Here is a 17,480-nt window from a genome sequence, read left to right as displayed (position 1 = left end):
CCGGAACAAGATGGCGGGCAAGCGAGGGCGGCATGGGCACGAACATACTCCAGCAGAATGCGAGAGCATTCCAGAAGGCCATCGCGGAGGAGGATTGGGGTGCGGCGCTGCGTCTTGCCCTGGTCCTGGAAAAGGCGCTGCCGGACAATGCGGCCATTGCCTACAACAAGGGGCTGGTGCTGCGCCGGCTGGGCCGCTCCGGCGATGCCGCAAGGGCTTTCGGCCAGGCGCTCGCGCTGGAACCCGGCCATGTCAACGCCTTGTTCGAACAGGCTTCGTGTGCGCTCGAAACAGGCGACGCGGACGGTGCGGCCGAGGGGTTCGCGCGCTATCTGCGCGCCGTTCCCGGAGATGTCCACGCGCAACTCAATCTCGGCAATGCGCTGGTTCGCCTGGGCCGGGCCGACGAGGCGCTCGGGCCGCTGCGCATCGCGCGTGAAAGACTGGCAAGTGCGGAGGCCATCGCGGCGCTTGCGATCGGCTTGCGCGAGGCCGGCGATCTGGAGGGTTGCGCGGCGGCACTGGCCGACCTCGGACCGGGCGCAGAGAACGCGGCGCTGCGGCTGAAGATCATGACACAGGGCGCGCGCGGGCGGCTCGCGCTGCGGCCGGCTCATCCGCGCGTGGCGCGATAGGCCTTGCGGTACAGGCCAGGTTCGGCCTGCAAGCCGTCCTGTATCTCCACATGGCGGGTGAGCGCGGTCTCATCCATGGCGGCGAATTCCAGTTGCAGCGGATCGCGGCGTACCGGAAAGCCTTGCGCCACCGGTGTTCCGGCAGGCAGCACGCCGGAAAAGTCCGGATCGGTCCACAGCGCGGGGAAGTGCACGAAGCCGTCGTGCCAATGGTCACAATCGACGATGCCGGACAGGGTGCGGAACGGCAGGTCGAGGCGGTTCAGCGGGTGGGTGAACAGCATGGACCAGCCGTCCGGCAGACCCACGGTCCAGAAATTGTTGAACTTGACGGCGAAGGCCTGCGGATCGACGCCGGGCATGCCCCCGGCCTGCTCCGGAACGTGAAAACCGACGGGCGAGCGGGTGGACCGGGCAACGGGGTGCATGGGCAAATCCCAGTCCCATTCAAACGTGCCGTCACGGATGGCGACATCGGCGGCCAGCGGAAACAGGATGCCGGTTCGCATGGCGTCGAGAAAGGGCGGACATTGCTTGACGGTGCGCACCGGCGCACCCTCCAGGACAGCGCTTTCGCGCTGGGCGGGCAAGGCCTTCAGCCAGCCTGGAAGTCCTGTCGCGGCAAGCGACGGGCGCGGCAGGCGATCCTCGTATCCGGGCAGGCAGGTCAGCGTGATCTTCATTTGCGCCTGCGTATCACCAGCGTATGGGTGACGGCAACGATGACGGTGATGGCGATGAAGATGACGCCGATGGCGTTGATCATGGGCGACAGGCCAAAGCGCATGCGGCTGCCGATCTCGGTGACCAGCGTCCAGGAACCGCCGATGGCGAAGAAGGTCGTGTTGTAGTTCTCGATCGACTGCAGGAAGGCGATAAAGGCTGCTGTCAGGACAGTCGGCATCAGGAATGGCAGGGTGATACGGCGGAAGGCGAAGAAGGGCGATGCGCCCAGATCCAGCGCCGCCTCTTCCAGAATACGGTCCTGGCGTTGCAGCCGGGCCATGAACATAAGCATACAGTAGGCGGCGATGAAGGCGGCTTGCGCCATGACGGTGGTGAAAAGGCCGGCCTGCACGCCGAACAGGTCGCGCCAGAAGATCATCGTGGTCGCGCCGAGCACGATGCCCGGCGTGAGGACGGGCGAGACAAGCAGCGTGTAGAGCAGCGTGTTGGCACGCGATTGCAGCCGCGACAGGACGAGCGCACCGGCCAGGCCCATGGGAATGGCGATGACGATGACGCCGGCGGCGATGATGAGCGAATGAAGCAGCCCCTGCATGAAGCGTTCATCCTGCGGCAGGCGTGTAAACCAGTCCAGCGTCACGCCCTGCCAATCGGTCGCCGAGGGCGTGGGGTTGGCGTTGAAGGCAGCCAGCACCATGAGGATGAGCGGCAGGAACATCCAGGTGAAGAAGAGCAGCAGATAGCCGGTCAGGATGGCGTCGCCCCAGTCGATGGCCGTCCGGCGTTTCGCGTTCGCCGGTGCCATGCCGGGATGGGTGGCGGTCTGGTCGGTCATTGCATGGTCTCCCGTTCCGGCTTGCCCTATCTGGCGATGTCGCGAATGCCGACCCTGAAGACGGCCATGACGGCAAGGATGAACAGCATGCAGGCGGCGAGAAGGGCCAGCGAATAGGCCGCGCCCTCGTTCCAGCTGTCGGCCTCGAAAAAGCGCCGGTAGATGACCTGGCTGAACCAGTCGGGATGCATGCCGCGGCCGACGATCTCCGGCACGGCAATGGAACCGGCCGACAGCATGAAGGTCATGATGGCGCCGACGGCGATGCCGGGCTTGGCGTGCGGAATGACGATGCGCGCATGGATTCGCCAGGCCGAGGCGCCCAGATCGCGGGCCGCCTCGATCTGGTTGCGGTCAAGCGTCTCGATCGTGTTGTAGATCGGAAAGACCATGAACAGGACATAGGCATAGACCATGACCGCGAAGACGGCGCCATTGGAGGCGACGAAGCGGAACCCCTCACCGGCGGCGAAGTCGATGATGCCGAGCCAGTCGAGGACGGAATTGAACAGGCCCTGACGCTCCAGGATCATCACCCAGGCAAAGATGCGCAGCAATTCGTTGATGGCATAGGGAATGACGAGCGCCAGCAGAAGCAGCGCGGCCCGGTCCGGCGTGGCGGCGACGGCAACGGCATAAGCCACCGGATAGCAGACCAGGAAGGCGAGGACGGTCACGCACAGGGCATAGAAGAGGGTGGCGATGAAGATCCGGAAATGCACCGCCGTCATGGAGGTGAAATTCTCCAGCGAATAGCGCAAATCCAGTGCGGCAGGCCCGGTTTCCCGCGCTTCCAGGTCCGCTATCCGGGCCGTGACCTGCGTGCGCTCGGTTTGAAGCGCCTGGCGCTTCCTGTCGATGTCGGCCGGATCGGCCTCTGGTCTCTTGCCGGCGGACAGGCCGGCAAAGGGGTCGTTTGGCGAGGGTGCGGCCGGTGCCGTATCGCCCATGGAAGGCGCAAACGGCGAGGGCGCGGATGGCCGCGCGGCGGCGGGCGCATCCAGCGCCTTCACTTGCTGGTCGATCTCGAACTGGCGGACATAGAGCTTGTCGATCTCGACGGAAAGCTGCGCGGAAATGCCGCCGCGGTCCTCGACCTGGAAGGCGCGCTGAATCATCGCGATCTGGGGCAGAAGGATCAGTCCGAACAGCCAGAGGGCGACGAGCAGGAAAAGCCCGAAGGTCAGGGGGCGGCCGAAGCTGCGATAGAGCCCGCCCACCGGTCAGCTCCCCGCGCGCAGGACGATGGCATCCTTGCGCCGGAAGCCGACCGGAACCGGCTGACCCGGTTCCATGGAAAGCCCATCGCCCGCATTGGTGACATGCAGGGTGAGCGGATGTTCACCGGCGCGCATGAACAGGTTCAGGAACGGCCCTTCCAGGTCGCGCCGTTCCAGAGAGGCGTCGACACGGTTTTCGAGGGCGTCGGCCGCCCCATTCAACGCAAGGGCCATGCGTTCGGGGCGGATGAAAAGCTGGGCAGCCTCGCCCTGGCGCAGACCCTGCCGGTTGATACCGGCCAGCCGGCCGACCGGCGTCTCGATCAGGGCGATCTCGGAATCGGCTTCGACCACGGTTCCGGCAAAGCGGTTCTGCTCGCCGACAAATGTGGCGGCGAAGGCTGTCGCGGGCGCGTTGTAGATTTCCTCGGCATCACCGACCTGCTCGATGCGGCCCCGGTTCATGACGGCCACCCTGTCCGACATGGTCAGGGCCTCGCCCTGGTCGTGGGTGATGTAGACGAATGTCACGCCGGTCTTGCGCTGGATGTCCTTCAGTTCGGCGCGCATGTGCTGGCGCAGTTTCAGGTCGAGCGCGGAAAGCGGTTCGTCAAGCAGCAGCACGGCCGGCTCCACGGCCAGCGCGCGGGCGACGGCGACACGCTGGCGCTGGCCGCCGGACAATTCACCCGGTTTCTTGCCGGCCTGACCTTCGAGCGCCACAAGGGCCAGCAGTTCCTCGGCGCGGCGGCGGCGCTGTGCCCTGGGCATGCCGCGGGCCTCAAGGCCGAAGGCGACGTTTTCCCAGACGCTCATCAGCGGAAAGAGTGCGAGGTTCTGGAAGATCAATGCGGTGGGGCGGCGGTTCGGACCGATACCGGCCATCGGCTTTCCGCCAATGGCAACCGACCCGGTGGTCGGTTCGAGGAAGCCGGAGATCATGCGTAGAATGGTGGTCTTGCCGCAACCGGACGGGCCGAGAATGGAGAAGAACTCTCCGGCCCGGATGGCGAGATCCGTCGATTCGACCGCAACGAAACCGTTGGGATAGCGCATCGTGACACCCGCAAGGGCGATATCCTGACCGTGCATTCCGGTTCCCCGTCATAAACGTGAAAGACAATTGGCCGGCAAGGGGGAGGGCGCGTTTCCCCTCCCCCGTCCGGCTGGCGCGATCAGGCGTTGGTGATCCTGTCGACATATTCCTGGCGCAGCGGCGCGAACCAGGGCGTGTCGGCCTGCCACCACCAGAGATTGGCGAGGTTTTCGGCGTTGTAGACCGCGTTGAACTGGTTCTTGTAGTCATCGCCGGCAAAGTCGGCGGCACCCGCCACGGCGGAGTTGTAGCCGGTGTTCTTCGACATCAGGCCGCCCATTTCAGGGGTCATCAGCGCGTTGATGAAGGCATAGGCCTGTTCGACATTTTCCGCGCCGGAGGGAACGCCGACGGAGTCCATCCACGTGATGCCGCCTTCCTTTGGCATGCGGTATTTCCAGGCCGCGTCTTCGCGATTGAGAAGAAGGCCGGTCGTGTCCCAGGTCTGGCCGATCCTCGCGCCGGCCTGCTTGAAGGCATTGGTGGCTTCGGTGGCGTTGTTCCAGAAAGCCGCGATCTTGTCCTTGTTGTCGATGACGAACCTGGCGCAGGCGTCCCAGACGCGGCGGGCATCGTCCTCGGACTTGTAGACATCCAGCATGCGGTTGGAGGCGATTTCGCCCTTGGCGTCGAGGTAGAGACCGACGCCCATGATGACCGACTTCTGACGGAACGCCGACTTGCCGGCCGCTTCCGGCATCCACAGCGAACCGAAGGAAACATCGGCATCGGCGATCGGCATGTCGGCGCTGTTGAAGGTGATGGCCTCGGTGCCCCAGTTGAACGGCATCAGCATGCGCTTGCCGCGATAGGTGCCGCCCAGCTTGACGGAGTCATTGACCATGGACTGGATCAGGTTGCCGGCATTGACGAGCTTGGCTTCGTCCAGTTCGGCCAGCAGGCCGTCGGGGTAGTAATTGTTGCCGTTGGTGATGGACGGGAAGATCACGTCGAAACCCTTGCCACCGGCAGCCTTGAGCTTCTGCTCGGCCTCGTCGTTGGAGCCGTAGGTGGACAGGTTGATCTTGATGCCCGTGTCCTTTTCGAACTTCTCGATCTGGTTGGCCTGGATGTAGTCGCCCCAGGCGAAGACGTTGACCTGACCGGACGAGGCGAGGGCGTCGGAGGCCTTGAGGATTGCCGGGGCGGCGACGAAGACGCTCGTCGCGGCAGTGCTCTTGAGAAGCGTACGGCGCGAAATCATGGACATTCTCCTGATCAGCTGTGCTTGAAAACCGGATTGTGCGGACGCCCGCTCGTGAGACGGTCCACGGCGGTTCCGGTAGTCTCCGATTGCAACAGTTCGCTGACAGTTGAACGACAGTTCGGTGTCAATTCACATCCGAATGCAGGGAATGGCACTTCTGGCCGATTGCAGCACGCGCAATGGCTGCGCATGGCCGGCGGCTACGCGTGGTGTTGCCGCGCTTGCCGGTGCGGCAAGACCGGGCGGCTCGATCCTGAACAGGTGTCAGCCCGTATGGCGCAGCCTGTGGACAGACATGGGTGCGCCCGGCTCCGGAACCGCCGGGCAGGCCAACCAGTCCGCGGCCCAGGCGCAGCCGGCCAGTTCGCGGGTTTGTGCCGCCGGAACGGGCTTGCTGAAGAGATAGCCTTGGCCCAGCATCGGGCCCTTGGCGGCCAGAAGCGCGGCGATGCCGGATGTCTCGATGCCCTCGGCTGTGACCGGCAGGCCCAGTTTCTCGGCAATGCCGATCATGGTGTCGACGACGACGGTGCTTTCGCGGGTGCGGCCGAAATCGCGGATGAAGGTCTGGTCGATCTTCAGGCGGGTGAAGGGAACGCGGGTCAGCAGGGACAACGAGGAATAGCCGGTGCCGAAATCGTCGATGGCAATGGATATGCCCATGTCGCGCAGGCATTCCAGCCGTTGCGAGACCGCGTCGAGGTCCTTGATGAGGGCGTTCTCGGTGATTTCCAGTTCCAGCCGCCTTGCCGGCAGGCCGCTGTTGCCGAGCGTCCTGGCGACCATGGCCGGGAAGGCGGGATCCTGTAGCTGGACCGGCGAGACGTTGACGGCAACGAACGGCCCGTCATCGCCCCAGGTGACCGCGGTTTCGCAGGCCTGGCGAAGAACGTCTTCGCCAATCGTTCCGATCTGGCCGAATTCCTCGGCAAGTCCGATGAACCGGTCGGGCCGGACCAGGCCCTCGGAGGGCCGGCGCCAGCGTGCCAGGACTTCGAAACCGGCGGTTCTGCCCGACTGCAAGTCCACCAACGGCTGGAAATGGCATTCGATCTCGCCACGATCGACCGCGTGATCGAGATCGCGAATGCGCTCGTTGCGCTGGCGGAACTCGTCGCTGAACTCGTCGCTGAACCAGCCGACGGCAATGTCGGTGGACTTCTCCGCGGCTTCCATGGCATGGCCGCTGTTGCGCAGAAGGGCGATGGCTGTCGTACCCGTCCGGGCAATCGCCGCTCCGACCTGGACCCGGAGCCGGACCGTGTTGTCATCGATTGTGAAGGGCTGCATCAACGCGGTCAGGACATCGCGCACGTCATGCTGGGTCGCGGCAAAGCTGCGCGAGGTTCCGGTGCGGAAGGCGAAGGTGTCGGCGCTGATGCGGGAGACTTCGACGTCGGCCAGCTTGTGAAAGCGATCGGCGATCATGCGGATCAGTGCCGCATCCGCTTTGGTTTCGTCTTCCCCGAGATGGTGTTCGAGGTCGACGAAACGGATCTGGCCGAGGGCGAAGGTCTCGCTTTCGAGCATGCCGGACAATGCCTCGTCCGCGTCGGCGAGGAACTTTCCCTGCCGGGCAAGGCCCGTGGCGGGGTCGAAGCGCAGAAGGCGCTCGATGCGGGCCTCGTTTTCCATCTGCTCGGTCACGTCGAGGGCCACACCCACCAGGCGGTCGTGGCGCTTGCCGGTACCCGGCACGAAATTGCCCATGGCATGCACCCAGCAGACGGATCCATCCGCGGCAATGATGCGGTAGCGGTGATTGTAGGGCTTCGATCCGCCGGACCGGATTGTCTCGGCTATGGCGCGCTCGGCTGCGCGAACGTCATCGGGATGACGGCGGGCGCTCAGTTCTTCCATCGTGATGCGGTGGGCGCGGGGCAGGGCAAGACGGGAAACGAGTTCCGACGAGGCATAGGCCAGGGTTTGCTGCCCGTTGGAGATGTCAATCTCCCAGACGCCGCCGCGGGCGCTGGCCAATGCCAGTTCCAGCCGCTGCTCGCTTTCCTGGGAGGCCTCGTAAGCCGCGATCATGCCGTTCCAGACATGCTTCAAGGTGGCGTAGATGAGGAGGGCCGATACGGTGACGAAAAACCAGCCCTTGTAGGTCTGGACCTGCTGGTAGTCCTCATAGGTGCGGGCCATGGAGGCAAGCAGGCGGTCGCTCAGGAGGATCCAGAAGATGCTGCCGACCGCATAGCTTGCCGCCACCAGGAGCGGCAGGTGATGCGTCAGGCGTCCGGCCCTGCCGTGCGCGCTGGTTCCGATCCACTTTCTGTACGGCATTTCTGCGCCCTGGAGACTGGTTGCGACAGTTGTGAGCGTAGAAGCCGAAAGCCTGACAAAGATTTAAATTTAAACTCCACTAAATTACCTAGCCTGTTTCATTCGCCGGCAAAGAGAATGACTGTAACGGCGCTCAAAGGCGACTATGCTTGTCTGGCGGCAAGGAAGCGGGTGATGAAGTCACGGGCATCCCTGGCCGTCAGCGGCCGGCTGAACAGGTAGCCCTGGCCCTCCATGCAGCCCTGTCCGATAACGGCTTTCAACTGGCTTTCCGTCTCAATGCCCTCGGCCGTGGTGCCGACGCCGATATTGCGGCTGAGGTTGATGATGGCCTCGACGATGGCGGCGTCGGAGACATTCGATTCAAGCCTCTGCACGAAGCGGCGGTCGATCTTGATCTTGTCGAACTGGAAGTTCTTCAGATAGGCGAGCGAGGAGTAGCCCGTTCCGAAGTCGTCCATGGAAACGCGCACGCCAAGTTCGCGAATGGCCTGCAGGGTCTGGACATTCTTGCCCTCGTTGCCCAGCAGCGCGGACTCGGTGATCTCCAGTTCAAGGCGTTTTGCCTCAAGGCCGGAGGCTGCCAGCGCATTGATCAGCGTGGGCAGGAGCGAGGGGCTTTCAAACTGCAATGGCGACAGGTTGACAGCCACCTTGATGTGCTCGGGCCAGGTCTTCGCCTCGTTGCAGGCTTCACGCAGCACCCAGGCGCCCAACTGGTTGATCAACCCGGTTTCCTCTGCCAGCGGGATGAAGATTTCCGGCGACATGAGGCCCCGCGTGGGATGCGGCCAGCGGATGAGCGCCTCGAAACCGGTGATCCGGCGGCTGCCGATGTCGATGAGCGGCTGATAGAAAAGTTCGAAACGGGAGTGCTGCACCGCCAGGCGCAGGTCGCTTTCGAGCTGCCTTTTCTCTTCCTGTTCCTGCAGCATGCGGGCCTCGAACAGGACGGCGCCACCGCGGCCATTGCTCTTGGCGTGGTACATGGCGAGATCCGCGCCCTTGATCAGTCCGTCAAGATCGGATGAGAAATGGGATGCCCGCGCGACGCCGCAACTGGCGCCGATATTGAGCTGCGTCCCCTCCACCACGAACGGCTTGCCCAGTTCGCGCACCAGCATTTCCGCCATTTCCATCGAGGCTTCGGGTTGTGCCGAAAAGCGGGTGATGACGGCGAATTCATCGCCGCCGAGGCGGGCAATGTGGAAGTGTGGCGGTACCAGTGCTCGAATCCGCTCCCCGACAGCGCACAGAAGCCTGTCGCCCATGGCATGACCGAACAGGTCGTTGACGGTCTTGAAGCCGTCGAGATCGATGAAGAGAAGCGCCGGCTCCAGGTCATGGACGGGCATTTCGTCTATGGCGTGATGGAGAGCGTCGCGAAAACCCTGACGGTTGAGCAATTCGGTCAGCGAGTCGTGATAGGCGAGGAAGTGCAGTTTCTCTTCCGATACCTGCCGGCGGCTGGTCTCGGTCCTGAGCGCCAGTTCACGGTCGCTCAGGGTGCGGTTGAACTCCTCGGTGCGCGCTTCCAGCGACCGCTTGGAATGCAGCGTGTTCTCATTCGCCTTCTTGGTTTCGAGCTGGCTGTTGATGCGCGCAATGGCCACCGCGAAATCCACCGGCTTGGTGACATAGTCGTTGGCGCCCAGATTGAGGCTCTCGACCACGTCCTCGCTCTGGCTCTTGGCGGTGACCATGATGACCGGCAGTTCGGTGCTGGCGAAGCGTTCGCGAATGTGGCGCAGAACCTCGTTTCCGCTCAGGTCCGGCATCATGATGTCGAGCAGCACGACGTCGAAACCGGCGGTCTCGATCTGGCGCAATGCCTCGTGCCCGCCAGCGGCCTCGACAACTTCAAAGCCGCGGCGCACCAGCCGCCGTGTCAGGATGTCGCGATTGTCCGCCACATCGTCAACGACCAGAATGCGCGGCGCCCTGTCCGCCTGGCCTGCCGGCGCTTCCGTTTCGTTTGTGCGGATCATGTGTGCAGTAGCCGTGTTCATTGTCCGTCCGCCCTTTGACCTGTCCGTTGCGCTATATTGGTCAGTATTTGTTGATTTAGCGTTATTGAATATTCAGGCTGCTTGCGCCCCGGAAGCCGATATACCTGCCTGCGGCGCAGGGATTTGCTGCATCGCCTCGATATGCGCAGGTATGTCGATCGTGAATTGCGTGCCCTCGTTCGGCCGGCTGGCCACGGAGATCTCGCCGCCCAGCAGGATGGCGAACTTGCGTGTGATCGCCAGGCCGATCCCGGTGCCGCCAAAGCGTTTCGAGATGGAGGCGTCGGCCTGGATGTAGCTCTGGAACAGTTTGGGGAGCACATCCGGTGCGATGCCTATGCCCGTGTCGCTGACGGTGGCGTGGAAGCGTATGTCGGCGGGGCTTCGCTCGATGCTCAGCTTCATCGTGACATTGCCGTTGCGCGTGAACTTGCCGGCATTGGATAGCAGGTTGATGAGCATCTGCCGCAGCTTGGTGCGGTCGGTGCGAAGATGCGCCTCGCGGTGGGGGCAGTCGATGTCGAAGCGGTTGCCGTTCTTGACCACCAGCGGCAGCGCGCTGGCGACGACTTCGTCGATCAGGTCGCCCAGGGTGAAGTCGGAGACCTCGACCGCGTTGACGTCGTTGACGATCTTGTCGGAATCGAGCACCTCCGAGACGAGCGACAGCAGATGCTTGCCCGCCTTGTTGATGCGGTCGAGATCCCTGATCGTCTGGTCATCCCCGCCGGTCGCATCGTTGACGTCGTCGAGAAGGATTTCCGAATAGCCGATGATGACATTGAGAGGCGTGCGCAGTTCGTGGCTCATCTTGGAGAAGAAGAGCGAGCGATGATGGCTGACTTCCTCGGAAACCGCGCGCGCCTTTTCCAGTTCTTCCATGGTGGAGCGGAAGCGCTCGGCCTCGTGCTGCAATTCGCTGCGCAAGGCGATGATGCGCGCATAGTAGAGCGCCATCCATGACATGTAGACGGTGGCTGCCACGATCGACAGCCAGCTCAGGATTTGCAGGTCCTCGACCGGAACGGTGTTCGGCAGGCCGTTTCGGATGAGGAAGAAGATGAACACGCCGACGATCGCCGTGAACAGGCTGATGACGAGTTTCGTGTTCTTCGACAGGTAGAAGAAGCCCAGAAGCAGGCTGACGATCAACCATGGCAGGAAGGGCGAACTGAAGCCGCCGTAATGGTAGGTTCCGAAGAGGGAAACGGCAGCCAGGCCAACGAAGGAAAGAAGAGAGGAAACCGTCATGCTGCCGGTATATTTCAGCACGAAGGGGAGAAGCAGGAAGCTGTAGATGCCGGCGACCATGACTTCGAGCTGGTAGTTCACCTCCGGCGATACAAGGTAGAGATAGATGGCCATGGGCTGGGCGATCACCGGGCCGAAAAGGTGAGTGAACACGAAAATGCGCGCCATCTCGATATTGGTTCGCCCGCGGATATTCCGCGGCACGAACCAGTTCACCAGCCTGTTGTCCATCATCATTGTCCCGCTCCGATCCCCTGGAGAGTGAAGAAAGGGCGCCGGCAATGCCCGCGCCCCTTGCTTTCCTGTCAGCCTGCCACCCGCAGCGGCGTTTCATCGTAACCGGCATCGAGCCGGGCTCGGGCGATGCGCATGGCAGCACCCATCTTGTCGGCAGCGGCGGTCACCTCGTCCTCCGTATGCGTCGCCATGACCTGCATGCGGAAGCGGGCGAGACCCTTGCCGACCGCCGGAAACTCGACGAGATTGGCGATCAGGCCGACATCGGGCAGTGCGCGCGCCGTCATGCGTGCCAATGCCTCGTCACCGGTCTTCACCGCCACGATGGCGGAGGGGTCGCCGTAGAAGTCCATGCCGCGGTCCTTGAGCTGCATGCGCAGAGACAGGATGTTGCCCATCAGGTCGCGGCGCAGCTGGGCGCCCTCGGCCGAGCGCACGATTTCCAGCGCCTTGCCGACAATGGCAACCTGCACCGGCGACAGCGCGTTGGTGAAGGTGCAGCTCGGGCTGTAGAAGCGCAGATATTCCTTCACGGCGCGCTTGTTGGTGGCCACGAAGCCGCCATTGGAGGCAAAGGTCTTGGAGAAGCTGCCCATGACCAGATCGACCTTGCCCAGCATGTCCTGCATGCCGATATGGCCGGTTCCGTCACGGCCGAGGCAGCCGAGATCATGGGCCACATCGACCATCAGCACCGCGTTGTATTCATGGGCAAGGGCCTGAAGCGCGGCGATGTCGGGGGTGTCGCTGTCCATGGAGAAGAGGCTCTCCGTCACCACCATGATCGCGCCGTCGCGGTCGCGCTGGCGGATCGCGGCCAGTCGGTCGCGGCAATGCTCGACGTCATTGTGGCGGAACAGCGAAACATTGCGCGTGGCGGCCTGGGCGCCCGTCTGGAGGCAGGCATGGGCCAGCGCATCCATGACGATGTGGTCATGGGAACGGACCAGCCCCTTGATGACGCCGAAGCCGGCCGACCAGCCGGTGGCAAAAAGCAGTGCATGATCCATGTTCAGGAAGTCGGCGATTTCCTGCTCCAGACGCACGGAACTGGAAATGTTGCCCACCAGCGCGGACGATCCGGCGGAATGCACCCCGTAGACCCCGATGGCATCGTGGGCTGCCTGGTGCACGGCCGGATGCGCGGAAAGGCCGAGATAGTCCTGCGAGGCGAAGTTGACGCCCCGGGACAGATGCCCGGCATCGTCGCGCACGGCGCAAGTGGAGGCAGGGCCGGTTTCCGTGGCGCGGCCGAAGGGCTCGCCCCAAACTGGCCGACTTTTGCTCCGCCACAATGGCCGAATTTTACTCCGCCGTTGACAGTATCCTGCCAGTTGAAGAAATTCTCGCAACGGCCCAGAAGGTCCGCGCCTTCCATGACCCTGAAATCACGCATGCTGCCCTGGAGGGCCATTTCCGGTACGCCGTCGATCATCTTGTGGTTGGTCATTTTCTCGCCATCCCTGTCTTGTCGTTGATGGCGACGATGAAACACTGCAACCATGGAATACATAGTAAATTTCGACATTACTAAAATGAAATATTCCGGTGTTGGTGAATTTAATATGAATACTGCTCAAACAAGAAAAACAATCGATCTGTATTTTCGGCCATGAGCAGAAAATGCCGGATTGCGATGGCAAGCCGGTTGTTTCCTTGCGCCTTTCAGGCGAGACCGATGGCTGCGGGAGCAGCCATTCGTCAGCAGGACCGAGGCCGCCAGCGTGGCGCTGGCGGCATCTGCCTCATGCGGCGGCAGGCACGGGTGCGGACGATCCGGTGCCGGGGGCTTCCCCGGTCACGGGCGCTTCGTCCGGCATGTGCCAAAGCGCGGGAATGGTGACGGTAAAGGCGCTTCCCTTGCCTTCCTCGCTTTCCACGGCCAGCGTGCAGCCCATGGCTTCGGCAAGGCGATAGGTGATGGTCAGGTTCAGCCCGGTGCCGCCATACTTGCTCTGGGACGCATCGCGGGTATCGATCAGGGTCTGGAACAGGGTCTTGAGCCGTTCGCGGGCAATGCCCCTGCCGGTATCGCGGATTTCCACGGCATAGGCCTTGCCGGCAGCGGTCTCGCGAAGCCTGCAGGTCACGGACACAACGCCGTTCCTGGTGTTCTCGCCGGCGTTGCGCAGGATCGCGTCAAAAATCTGGATCATCCGTTCGCGGTCTGTCTCCACGTCGTCAACGCCGGGTTCGAGGTAGAATTCGACCGCGTTTCCGTTCCCTGTGATCACCGGGCGGGCGCCCTCGACGGCCATGGAAACGAGATCGGCCAGGCGCCATGTCTCCTGGCGGAACTGCATGCGTCCGGCCTCGATCTTCGAGAGGTCGAGGATCATGTTGATGAGACGCAGGAGATATTGTCCGGCATCGTGGATCTTGTCCACGTCGCGGGTCATCTGCATGTCGCCCATGTCGATCGCCTCTTCCTTGAGAAGCTGGCTGTAGCCGATGACGGCATTGAGGGGCGTGCGCAGTTCATGGCTCATGCGCGCCAGGAATTCGGCCTTCATGCGGCCGACGCGATCGGCATTGGCGACGGCCTGGCGCAATTCGTCGGATGCCTGCCGGCGGCGGCGCACCTCGTTTTCCAGTTCCACGCCGGCGTCGAAGATACGCGAATAGTAAATGGCCATTGTGGCGACATAGGCGAAGCAGGCGAGCGTGGAGACAATGCCGAGGCTTGTCATGGCATAGGCCGGGACGTCGTTGGCAGGCGGCGCCGTCAGCGTGTAGATGGCAAGGAACACCGAGAAGCAGAGCGCGAAGATGGCCAGCAGTGCCGATTGCAGGCGCTGCTCGCCGCCGATGTAGAAGAACGAAAGAAGCGGAATGATCAGCACCCAGGGCAACGTGGGCGAAGCGACCCCGCCATTGTAGTAGCAGCTCCAGAAGATGCAGAAATTCAGGTTCAGCACGGAGATGACGACCAGCCAGTCGTAGTTGAAGCCCCGCTTGAGCAGGAAGGGAAAGACCCAGAAACCGGTGATCGAAACCGCCAGCCAGAACGTGTCCATGCCAGGCGTCGGATCGACGAGGAAAAGCGCCAGGGGCACCGTGTTGCCAAGGATCGGACCCATGGTGTGGCTGATGAGGAACATGCGTGCCTGGTTGCAGGCCTCGCGGTCCATCCGCAGTTCCGGCGGAATGAAATACTCCACCAGCGCCATGTAGCTTTTCGCGATCTTCTCGAACATGTCCCGTCCGCCTCTCGAATGCCATGGCCGCGGTACCCAGAACCTTGTGGCCGGGCCGGACCTGTTCGCATGACTTCGCATGTACTTTAGACAAGACTGATTTTAATTGGGTTAAACAGTGGCGGAGCAACGGTGCCGGCTCGCCTCAGCGCGCCCCCGGCGACGGGCAAATCGCACGTTGCGGCACGGGAAATTAAGGAAAATGGCATGGCTCTAGTATAAGTTAACTGAAAATTAGTTATAGACGAAAGATTCTTCCTGCAATGACAAACGGGCGACGCGGCGAAGCGTGCTGCTCGTGGTGACGTTGGGGAAGACCATGATACGCTATCTTCTGACTGCCGCGTTGCTTGTTGCATCTCCGGCCTTGGCAGGCGAAACCGGCCTTCGCGGCAGTCTGGACGAACCGCCGGCGGGTGCTTCCTGGCACGGCTTCTATGCCGGCGCGATTGCCGGGCTGGCCACGAGCACGGGACGGGCCGACCTGGGCGCCCATGGTGGCGTGCTGATCCCGCTCGATGTGTCAAACGGGCTTTTCGCGCGTTCGATCGACCATCCCGACGAAGGTCTGACGGGCGGCATCACCGCCGGTTTCAACTACCAGTCGGGCGGGTTCGTCGGTGGCGTGGAGGCCGATGTCTCATTCGCGGATTTCCGGATTCGCCATACCATGTCGCGCATCGACCCCAATCCGTTTCCGCCATTCACCGGTCTGGTCACGAATTCCGCCTACCATACGGATTTCGGCCTGCTGGCCACGGCGCGGGTGCGGGCCGGCGTCGCGCTTGACCGCAGCCTGATCTACGCCACCGGCGGCTTTGCTGCCGGCAAGGTCACGAACCGCTTCTCCATCGCCTTGCCGGGCTTGGCCTATGCCTCGCCGGACTGGAGCGCCAGCGGGTACCGCTACGGCTACGCGGTTGGCGGCGGCGTGGAGACACGGCTGACAGAGACCGTGAGCATGAAACTGGAAGCCTTTTATGTGGACCTGGAAGACACGGTCGTGAACGGAGCGGACCCGGCCGCATTCCCCGGTGAGAGCATCAGCTACCGGTTCCGCAACGACATGATCCTCGGCCGGCTGGGCCTCAACGTCGCCTTCTGACCGCCATCGCCGCGATGGCGTCGAGCGTGTGAACCGCCGCAAAAGGGTCGCGGCGGTTCTTCCGTTCCTCCATGGCGCGAGGCTCATGGACAAGACCGGGTATGGCTTTTGGGAAAATGATGCATCCGGCATGTGTCAATGGTGATTTCTCGCACCCGGAAGCAGGCAATGGCCAACCCGGCGCCACTCGGGCACTATCGGACAAAATCAACATGACAATTTCGCTATTGACGTGTTTGCCCTGCCGCCCCCCACCCTGCCAATTCGGCGGCAGAAGCAAAAGACCCTCCGGTCGCGCCATCCTGGCCCGGCCGGAGGGTTTTTGTTGCGTTTTGGCAACGCCGGCATGGCGGCAGGTTCAAATCGCGCTTATTATACATTCGTAGTGTTAAATATTCTTGACTGGAGGCGGCCATGGGCGTAGCGGCGCGGCAAATTCCGTTTCCTTATAAGGTTATCAGCAGTGGGTTATGTCGTGCAGACTGACGGCTCCCTACCGGTCGAGGACTTCGCAATCGGCTATAGCGACGCCGTGGTGCAGTGCAAAACGGCCTATGACATCCTGCGTCTTCTGAAGCAGATGACGGCGGATCTCGGATTCCACCATTTTGCGGTTTTCCGCCTACCGAGCGATCATGGCGACGACTTCGCCGATGTGTCGCTGATCTCGAACTGGCCGCCGGAACTGGTGCGCGCCTATGACGAGCACAGGCTGTTCCCCGGCAGTCCCCTTGTCGCGGCACTGCGCTGCACGACGCTGCCGCTGTCCTGGGATCTCGAAGCCATCAATACCGACCGCAAGGACGGGGCCGACGATCTTTCAGTTGCGCTGTTTCGCAAATTCGGCCTGCTGGCGGGCACCTGCTTTCCCGTGCATGATGTGCGTGGCCGGCGCGGCGCGGTGTCCTTTGCCGGTGAGCGTGAAGCCTGTTCGATGCAGGAGCAGGTGCAGCTTTCCTGGCTTTGCAACCTCATCTTCCAGCAGGTTCATGCTGCCCGTTCGGATGGCGAGCGGGGGTTGCCGAAACTGACCGACCGGGAAACGCAGTGCCTCGTGTGGACGGCGGCCGGCAAGACCAGCCCTGAAATCGCGGTCATTCTCGGCCTGTCGGAACATACCGTCAATCACTACCTGGCGTCGTCCTGCCAGAAACTTTCCGCCGTCAACCGTGCCCATGCCGTCGCCAAGGCGCTGCGGCTCGGCTTCATCGACTAGGGGGAGTGATGTCGCTTACGCCGGTCAGCGCCGATTCCGGCTCGGTCAACATCGAGATCAGGTCCCCGCTTCGCCGGCGCCAGTCGTTGGAGGATATCGGTCTCGAAAATTCCAGCATTCTGGATGTTCTGAGCGCCTTCGAGCCGTTCGGCGTGTGGCGGCTCGACCTTGAAACGGGGCTGACGCAATGGACACGGGACATGTTCCTTCTGCACGACATGGTGCCACGCGCCGGCCCGGTGGACATGATCCACGTCATCCGCTGCTACCATCCGGACGACCGTGAGCACATTGTTGCCTGCATGGAGGATGCCAACCTGCACCGCTCCGGCTTCCGGTTCGTCCTGCGCATCGGCACGCGGGAGAAAGTGATCCGCACGGTGGAGGGGACCGGCCTTTACCGGCTCGGTGCCGAAGGCCGGCCGGAACTGTTCGGCACCTGCCGCGAACTCAGGCAGAAGGTTCGTTCCGTCGCGATCGAACGGTGAGTTTACCCGTT

At 62.8% G+C, this 17,480-nt stretch carries 14 protein-coding genes; 4 read left to right on the top strand and 10 right to left on the bottom strand.

Annotated features, from left to right (window positions below):
- Nucleotides 1-32 precede the first annotated feature (32 nt).
- On the top strand, nt 33-635 hold the full coding sequence (locus R3D65_RS17380; protein WP_371276546.1) for a tetratricopeptide repeat protein: 603 nt from the start codon (nt 33-35) through the stop codon (nt 633-635).
- Here R3D65_RS17380 and R3D65_RS17375 read toward each other — a convergent pair.
- The 10 genes from R3D65_RS17375 to R3D65_RS17330 all read right to left on the bottom strand — a co-directional run bounded on the left by R3D65_RS17375 (nt 614) and on the right by R3D65_RS17330 (nt 14,660).
- Nucleotides 614-1,318 carry a hypothetical protein gene (locus R3D65_RS17375; protein ID WP_371276545.1) on the bottom strand — a complete coding sequence of 235 codons (705 nt, stop codon included), beginning with the start codon at nt 1,316-1,318 and terminating at the stop codon, nt 614-616. The two genes, R3D65_RS17380 and R3D65_RS17375, sit on opposite strands and share 22 nt — an antisense overlap.
- A complete protein-coding gene (locus tag R3D65_RS17370) occupies nt 1,315-2,157 on the bottom strand; it encodes an ABC transporter permease (RefSeq protein WP_371276544.1) in 843 nt (280 codons plus the stop codon). Before R3D65_RS17370 ends, R3D65_RS17375 begins: the two co-directional genes overlap by 4 nt.
- Before the next feature lie 26 nt (nt 2,158-2,183).
- Nucleotides 2,184-3,377, bottom strand: coding sequence for an ABC transporter permease (locus tag R3D65_RS17365; RefSeq protein ID WP_371276543.1), 1,194 nt, complete (start codon nt 3,375-3,377; stop codon nt 2,184-2,186).
- 3 nt (nt 3,378-3,380) lie between these two features.
- Entirely contained in the window at nt 3,381-4,469 is a 1,089-nt protein-coding gene (locus R3D65_RS17360; protein ID WP_371276542.1) for an ABC transporter ATP-binding protein, read from the bottom strand.
- Nucleotides 4,470-4,552: 83 nt separating this feature from the next.
- Nucleotides 4,553-5,677: an extracellular solute-binding protein gene (locus R3D65_RS17355; RefSeq protein WP_371276541.1), complete on the bottom strand. Its 1,125-nt coding sequence runs from the start codon at nt 5,675-5,677 to the stop codon at nt 4,553-4,555.
- A 267-nt stretch (nt 5,678-5,944) separates the two neighbouring features.
- Complete coding sequence (locus tag R3D65_RS17350) at nt 5,945-7,966, bottom strand: putative bifunctional diguanylate cyclase/phosphodiesterase (RefSeq protein ID WP_371276540.1); 2,022 nt, start codon at nt 7,964-7,966, stop codon at nt 5,945-5,947.
- A gap of 143 nt (nt 7,967-8,109) precedes the next feature.
- Nucleotides 8,110-9,954, bottom strand: coding sequence for a putative bifunctional diguanylate cyclase/phosphodiesterase (locus R3D65_RS17345; protein WP_371276539.1), 1,845 nt, complete (start codon nt 9,952-9,954; stop codon nt 8,110-8,112).
- Nucleotides 9,955-10,047: 93 nt separating this feature from the next.
- Nucleotides 10,048-11,463 (bottom strand): sensor histidine kinase, encoded by a 1,416-nt coding sequence (locus R3D65_RS17340; protein ID WP_371276538.1) that lies wholly within the window; start codon nt 11,461-11,463, stop codon nt 10,048-10,050.
- Nucleotides 11,464-11,531: 68 nt separating this feature from the next.
- Nucleotides 11,532-12,677 (bottom strand): aminotransferase class I/II-fold pyridoxal phosphate-dependent enzyme, encoded by a 1,146-nt coding sequence (locus R3D65_RS17335; RefSeq protein WP_371276537.1) that lies wholly within the window; start codon nt 12,675-12,677, stop codon nt 11,532-11,534.
- Between the two features lie 531 nt (nt 12,678-13,208).
- Nucleotides 13,209-14,660, bottom strand: coding sequence for a sensor histidine kinase (locus R3D65_RS17330; RefSeq protein WP_371276536.1), 1,452 nt, complete (start codon nt 14,658-14,660; stop codon nt 13,209-13,211).
- 319 nt (nt 14,661-14,979) lie between these two features.
- Between R3D65_RS17330 and R3D65_RS17325 the strand changes: the two genes are divergently transcribed.
- The 3 genes from R3D65_RS17325 to R3D65_RS17315 all read left to right on the top strand — a co-directional run bounded on the left by R3D65_RS17325 (nt 14,980) and on the right by R3D65_RS17315 (nt 17,469).
- Nucleotides 14,980-15,765, top strand: a complete 786-nt coding sequence (locus R3D65_RS17325; RefSeq protein WP_371276535.1) for an outer membrane protein — start codon at nt 14,980-14,982, stop codon at nt 15,763-15,765.
- A gap of 463 nt (nt 15,766-16,228) precedes the next feature.
- Nucleotides 16,229-16,981 carry a LuxR family transcriptional regulator gene (locus R3D65_RS17320; protein WP_371276534.1) on the top strand — a complete coding sequence of 251 codons (753 nt, stop codon included), beginning with the start codon at nt 16,229-16,231 and terminating at the stop codon, nt 16,979-16,981.
- An 8-nt stretch (nt 16,982-16,989) separates the two neighbouring features.
- The gene (locus tag R3D65_RS17315; protein WP_371276533.1) at nt 16,990-17,469 is read left to right on the top strand and encodes a hypothetical protein; all 480 of its coding nucleotides are present in this window, start codon (nt 16,990-16,992) and stop codon (nt 17,467-17,469) included.
- Nucleotides 17,470-17,480 lie beyond the last annotated feature (11 nt).

Source organism: Zhengella sp. (genome assembly GCF_041397485.1).
GTDB lineage: Bacteria > Pseudomonadota > Alphaproteobacteria > Rhizobiales > Rhizobiaceae > Zhengella.
The sequence above is the reverse complement of the archived record's forward strand: the minus strand, read 5'-3'. Positions and strand labels throughout refer to the sequence as shown.

Bases quoted from the DNA above. Each gene is read 5' to 3' on its own strand.
- R3D65_RS17380 (WP_371276546.1), top strand. From the start codon at position 33: ATGGGCACGAACATACTCCAGCAGAATGCGAGAGCATTCCAGAAGGCC.
- R3D65_RS17375 (WP_371276545.1), bottom strand. From the start codon at position 1,318: ATGAAGATCACGCTGACCTGCCTGCCCGGATACGAGGATCGCCTGCCG.
- R3D65_RS17370 (WP_371276544.1), bottom strand. From the start codon at position 2,157: ATGACCGACCAGACCGCCACCCATCCCGGCATGGCACCGGCGAACGCG.
- R3D65_RS17360 (WP_371276542.1), bottom strand. From the start codon at position 4,469: ATGCACGGTCAGGATATCGCCCTTGCGGGTGTCACGATGCGCTATCCC.
- R3D65_RS17355 (WP_371276541.1), bottom strand. From the start codon at position 5,677: ATGATTTCGCGCCGTACGCTTCTCAAGAGCACTGCCGCGACGAGCGTC.
- R3D65_RS17350 (WP_371276540.1), bottom strand. From the start codon at position 7,966: ATGCCGTACAGAAAGTGGATCGGAACCAGCGCGCACGGCAGGGCCGGA.
- R3D65_RS17345 (WP_371276539.1), bottom strand. From the start codon at position 9,954: ATGATCCGCACAAACGAAACGGAAGCGCCGGCAGGCCAGGCGGACAGG.
- R3D65_RS17340 (WP_371276538.1), bottom strand. From the start codon at position 11,463: ATGATGATGGACAACAGGCTGGTGAACTGGTTCGTGCCGCGGAATATC.
- R3D65_RS17330 (WP_371276536.1), bottom strand. From the start codon at position 14,660: ATGTTCGAGAAGATCGCGAAAAGCTACATGGCGCTGGTGGAGTATTTC.
- R3D65_RS17325 (WP_371276535.1), top strand. From the start codon at position 14,980: ATGATACGCTATCTTCTGACTGCCGCGTTGCTTGTTGCATCTCCGGCC.
- R3D65_RS17315 (WP_371276533.1), top strand. From the start codon at position 16,990: ATGTCGCTTACGCCGGTCAGCGCCGATTCCGGCTCGGTCAACATCGAG.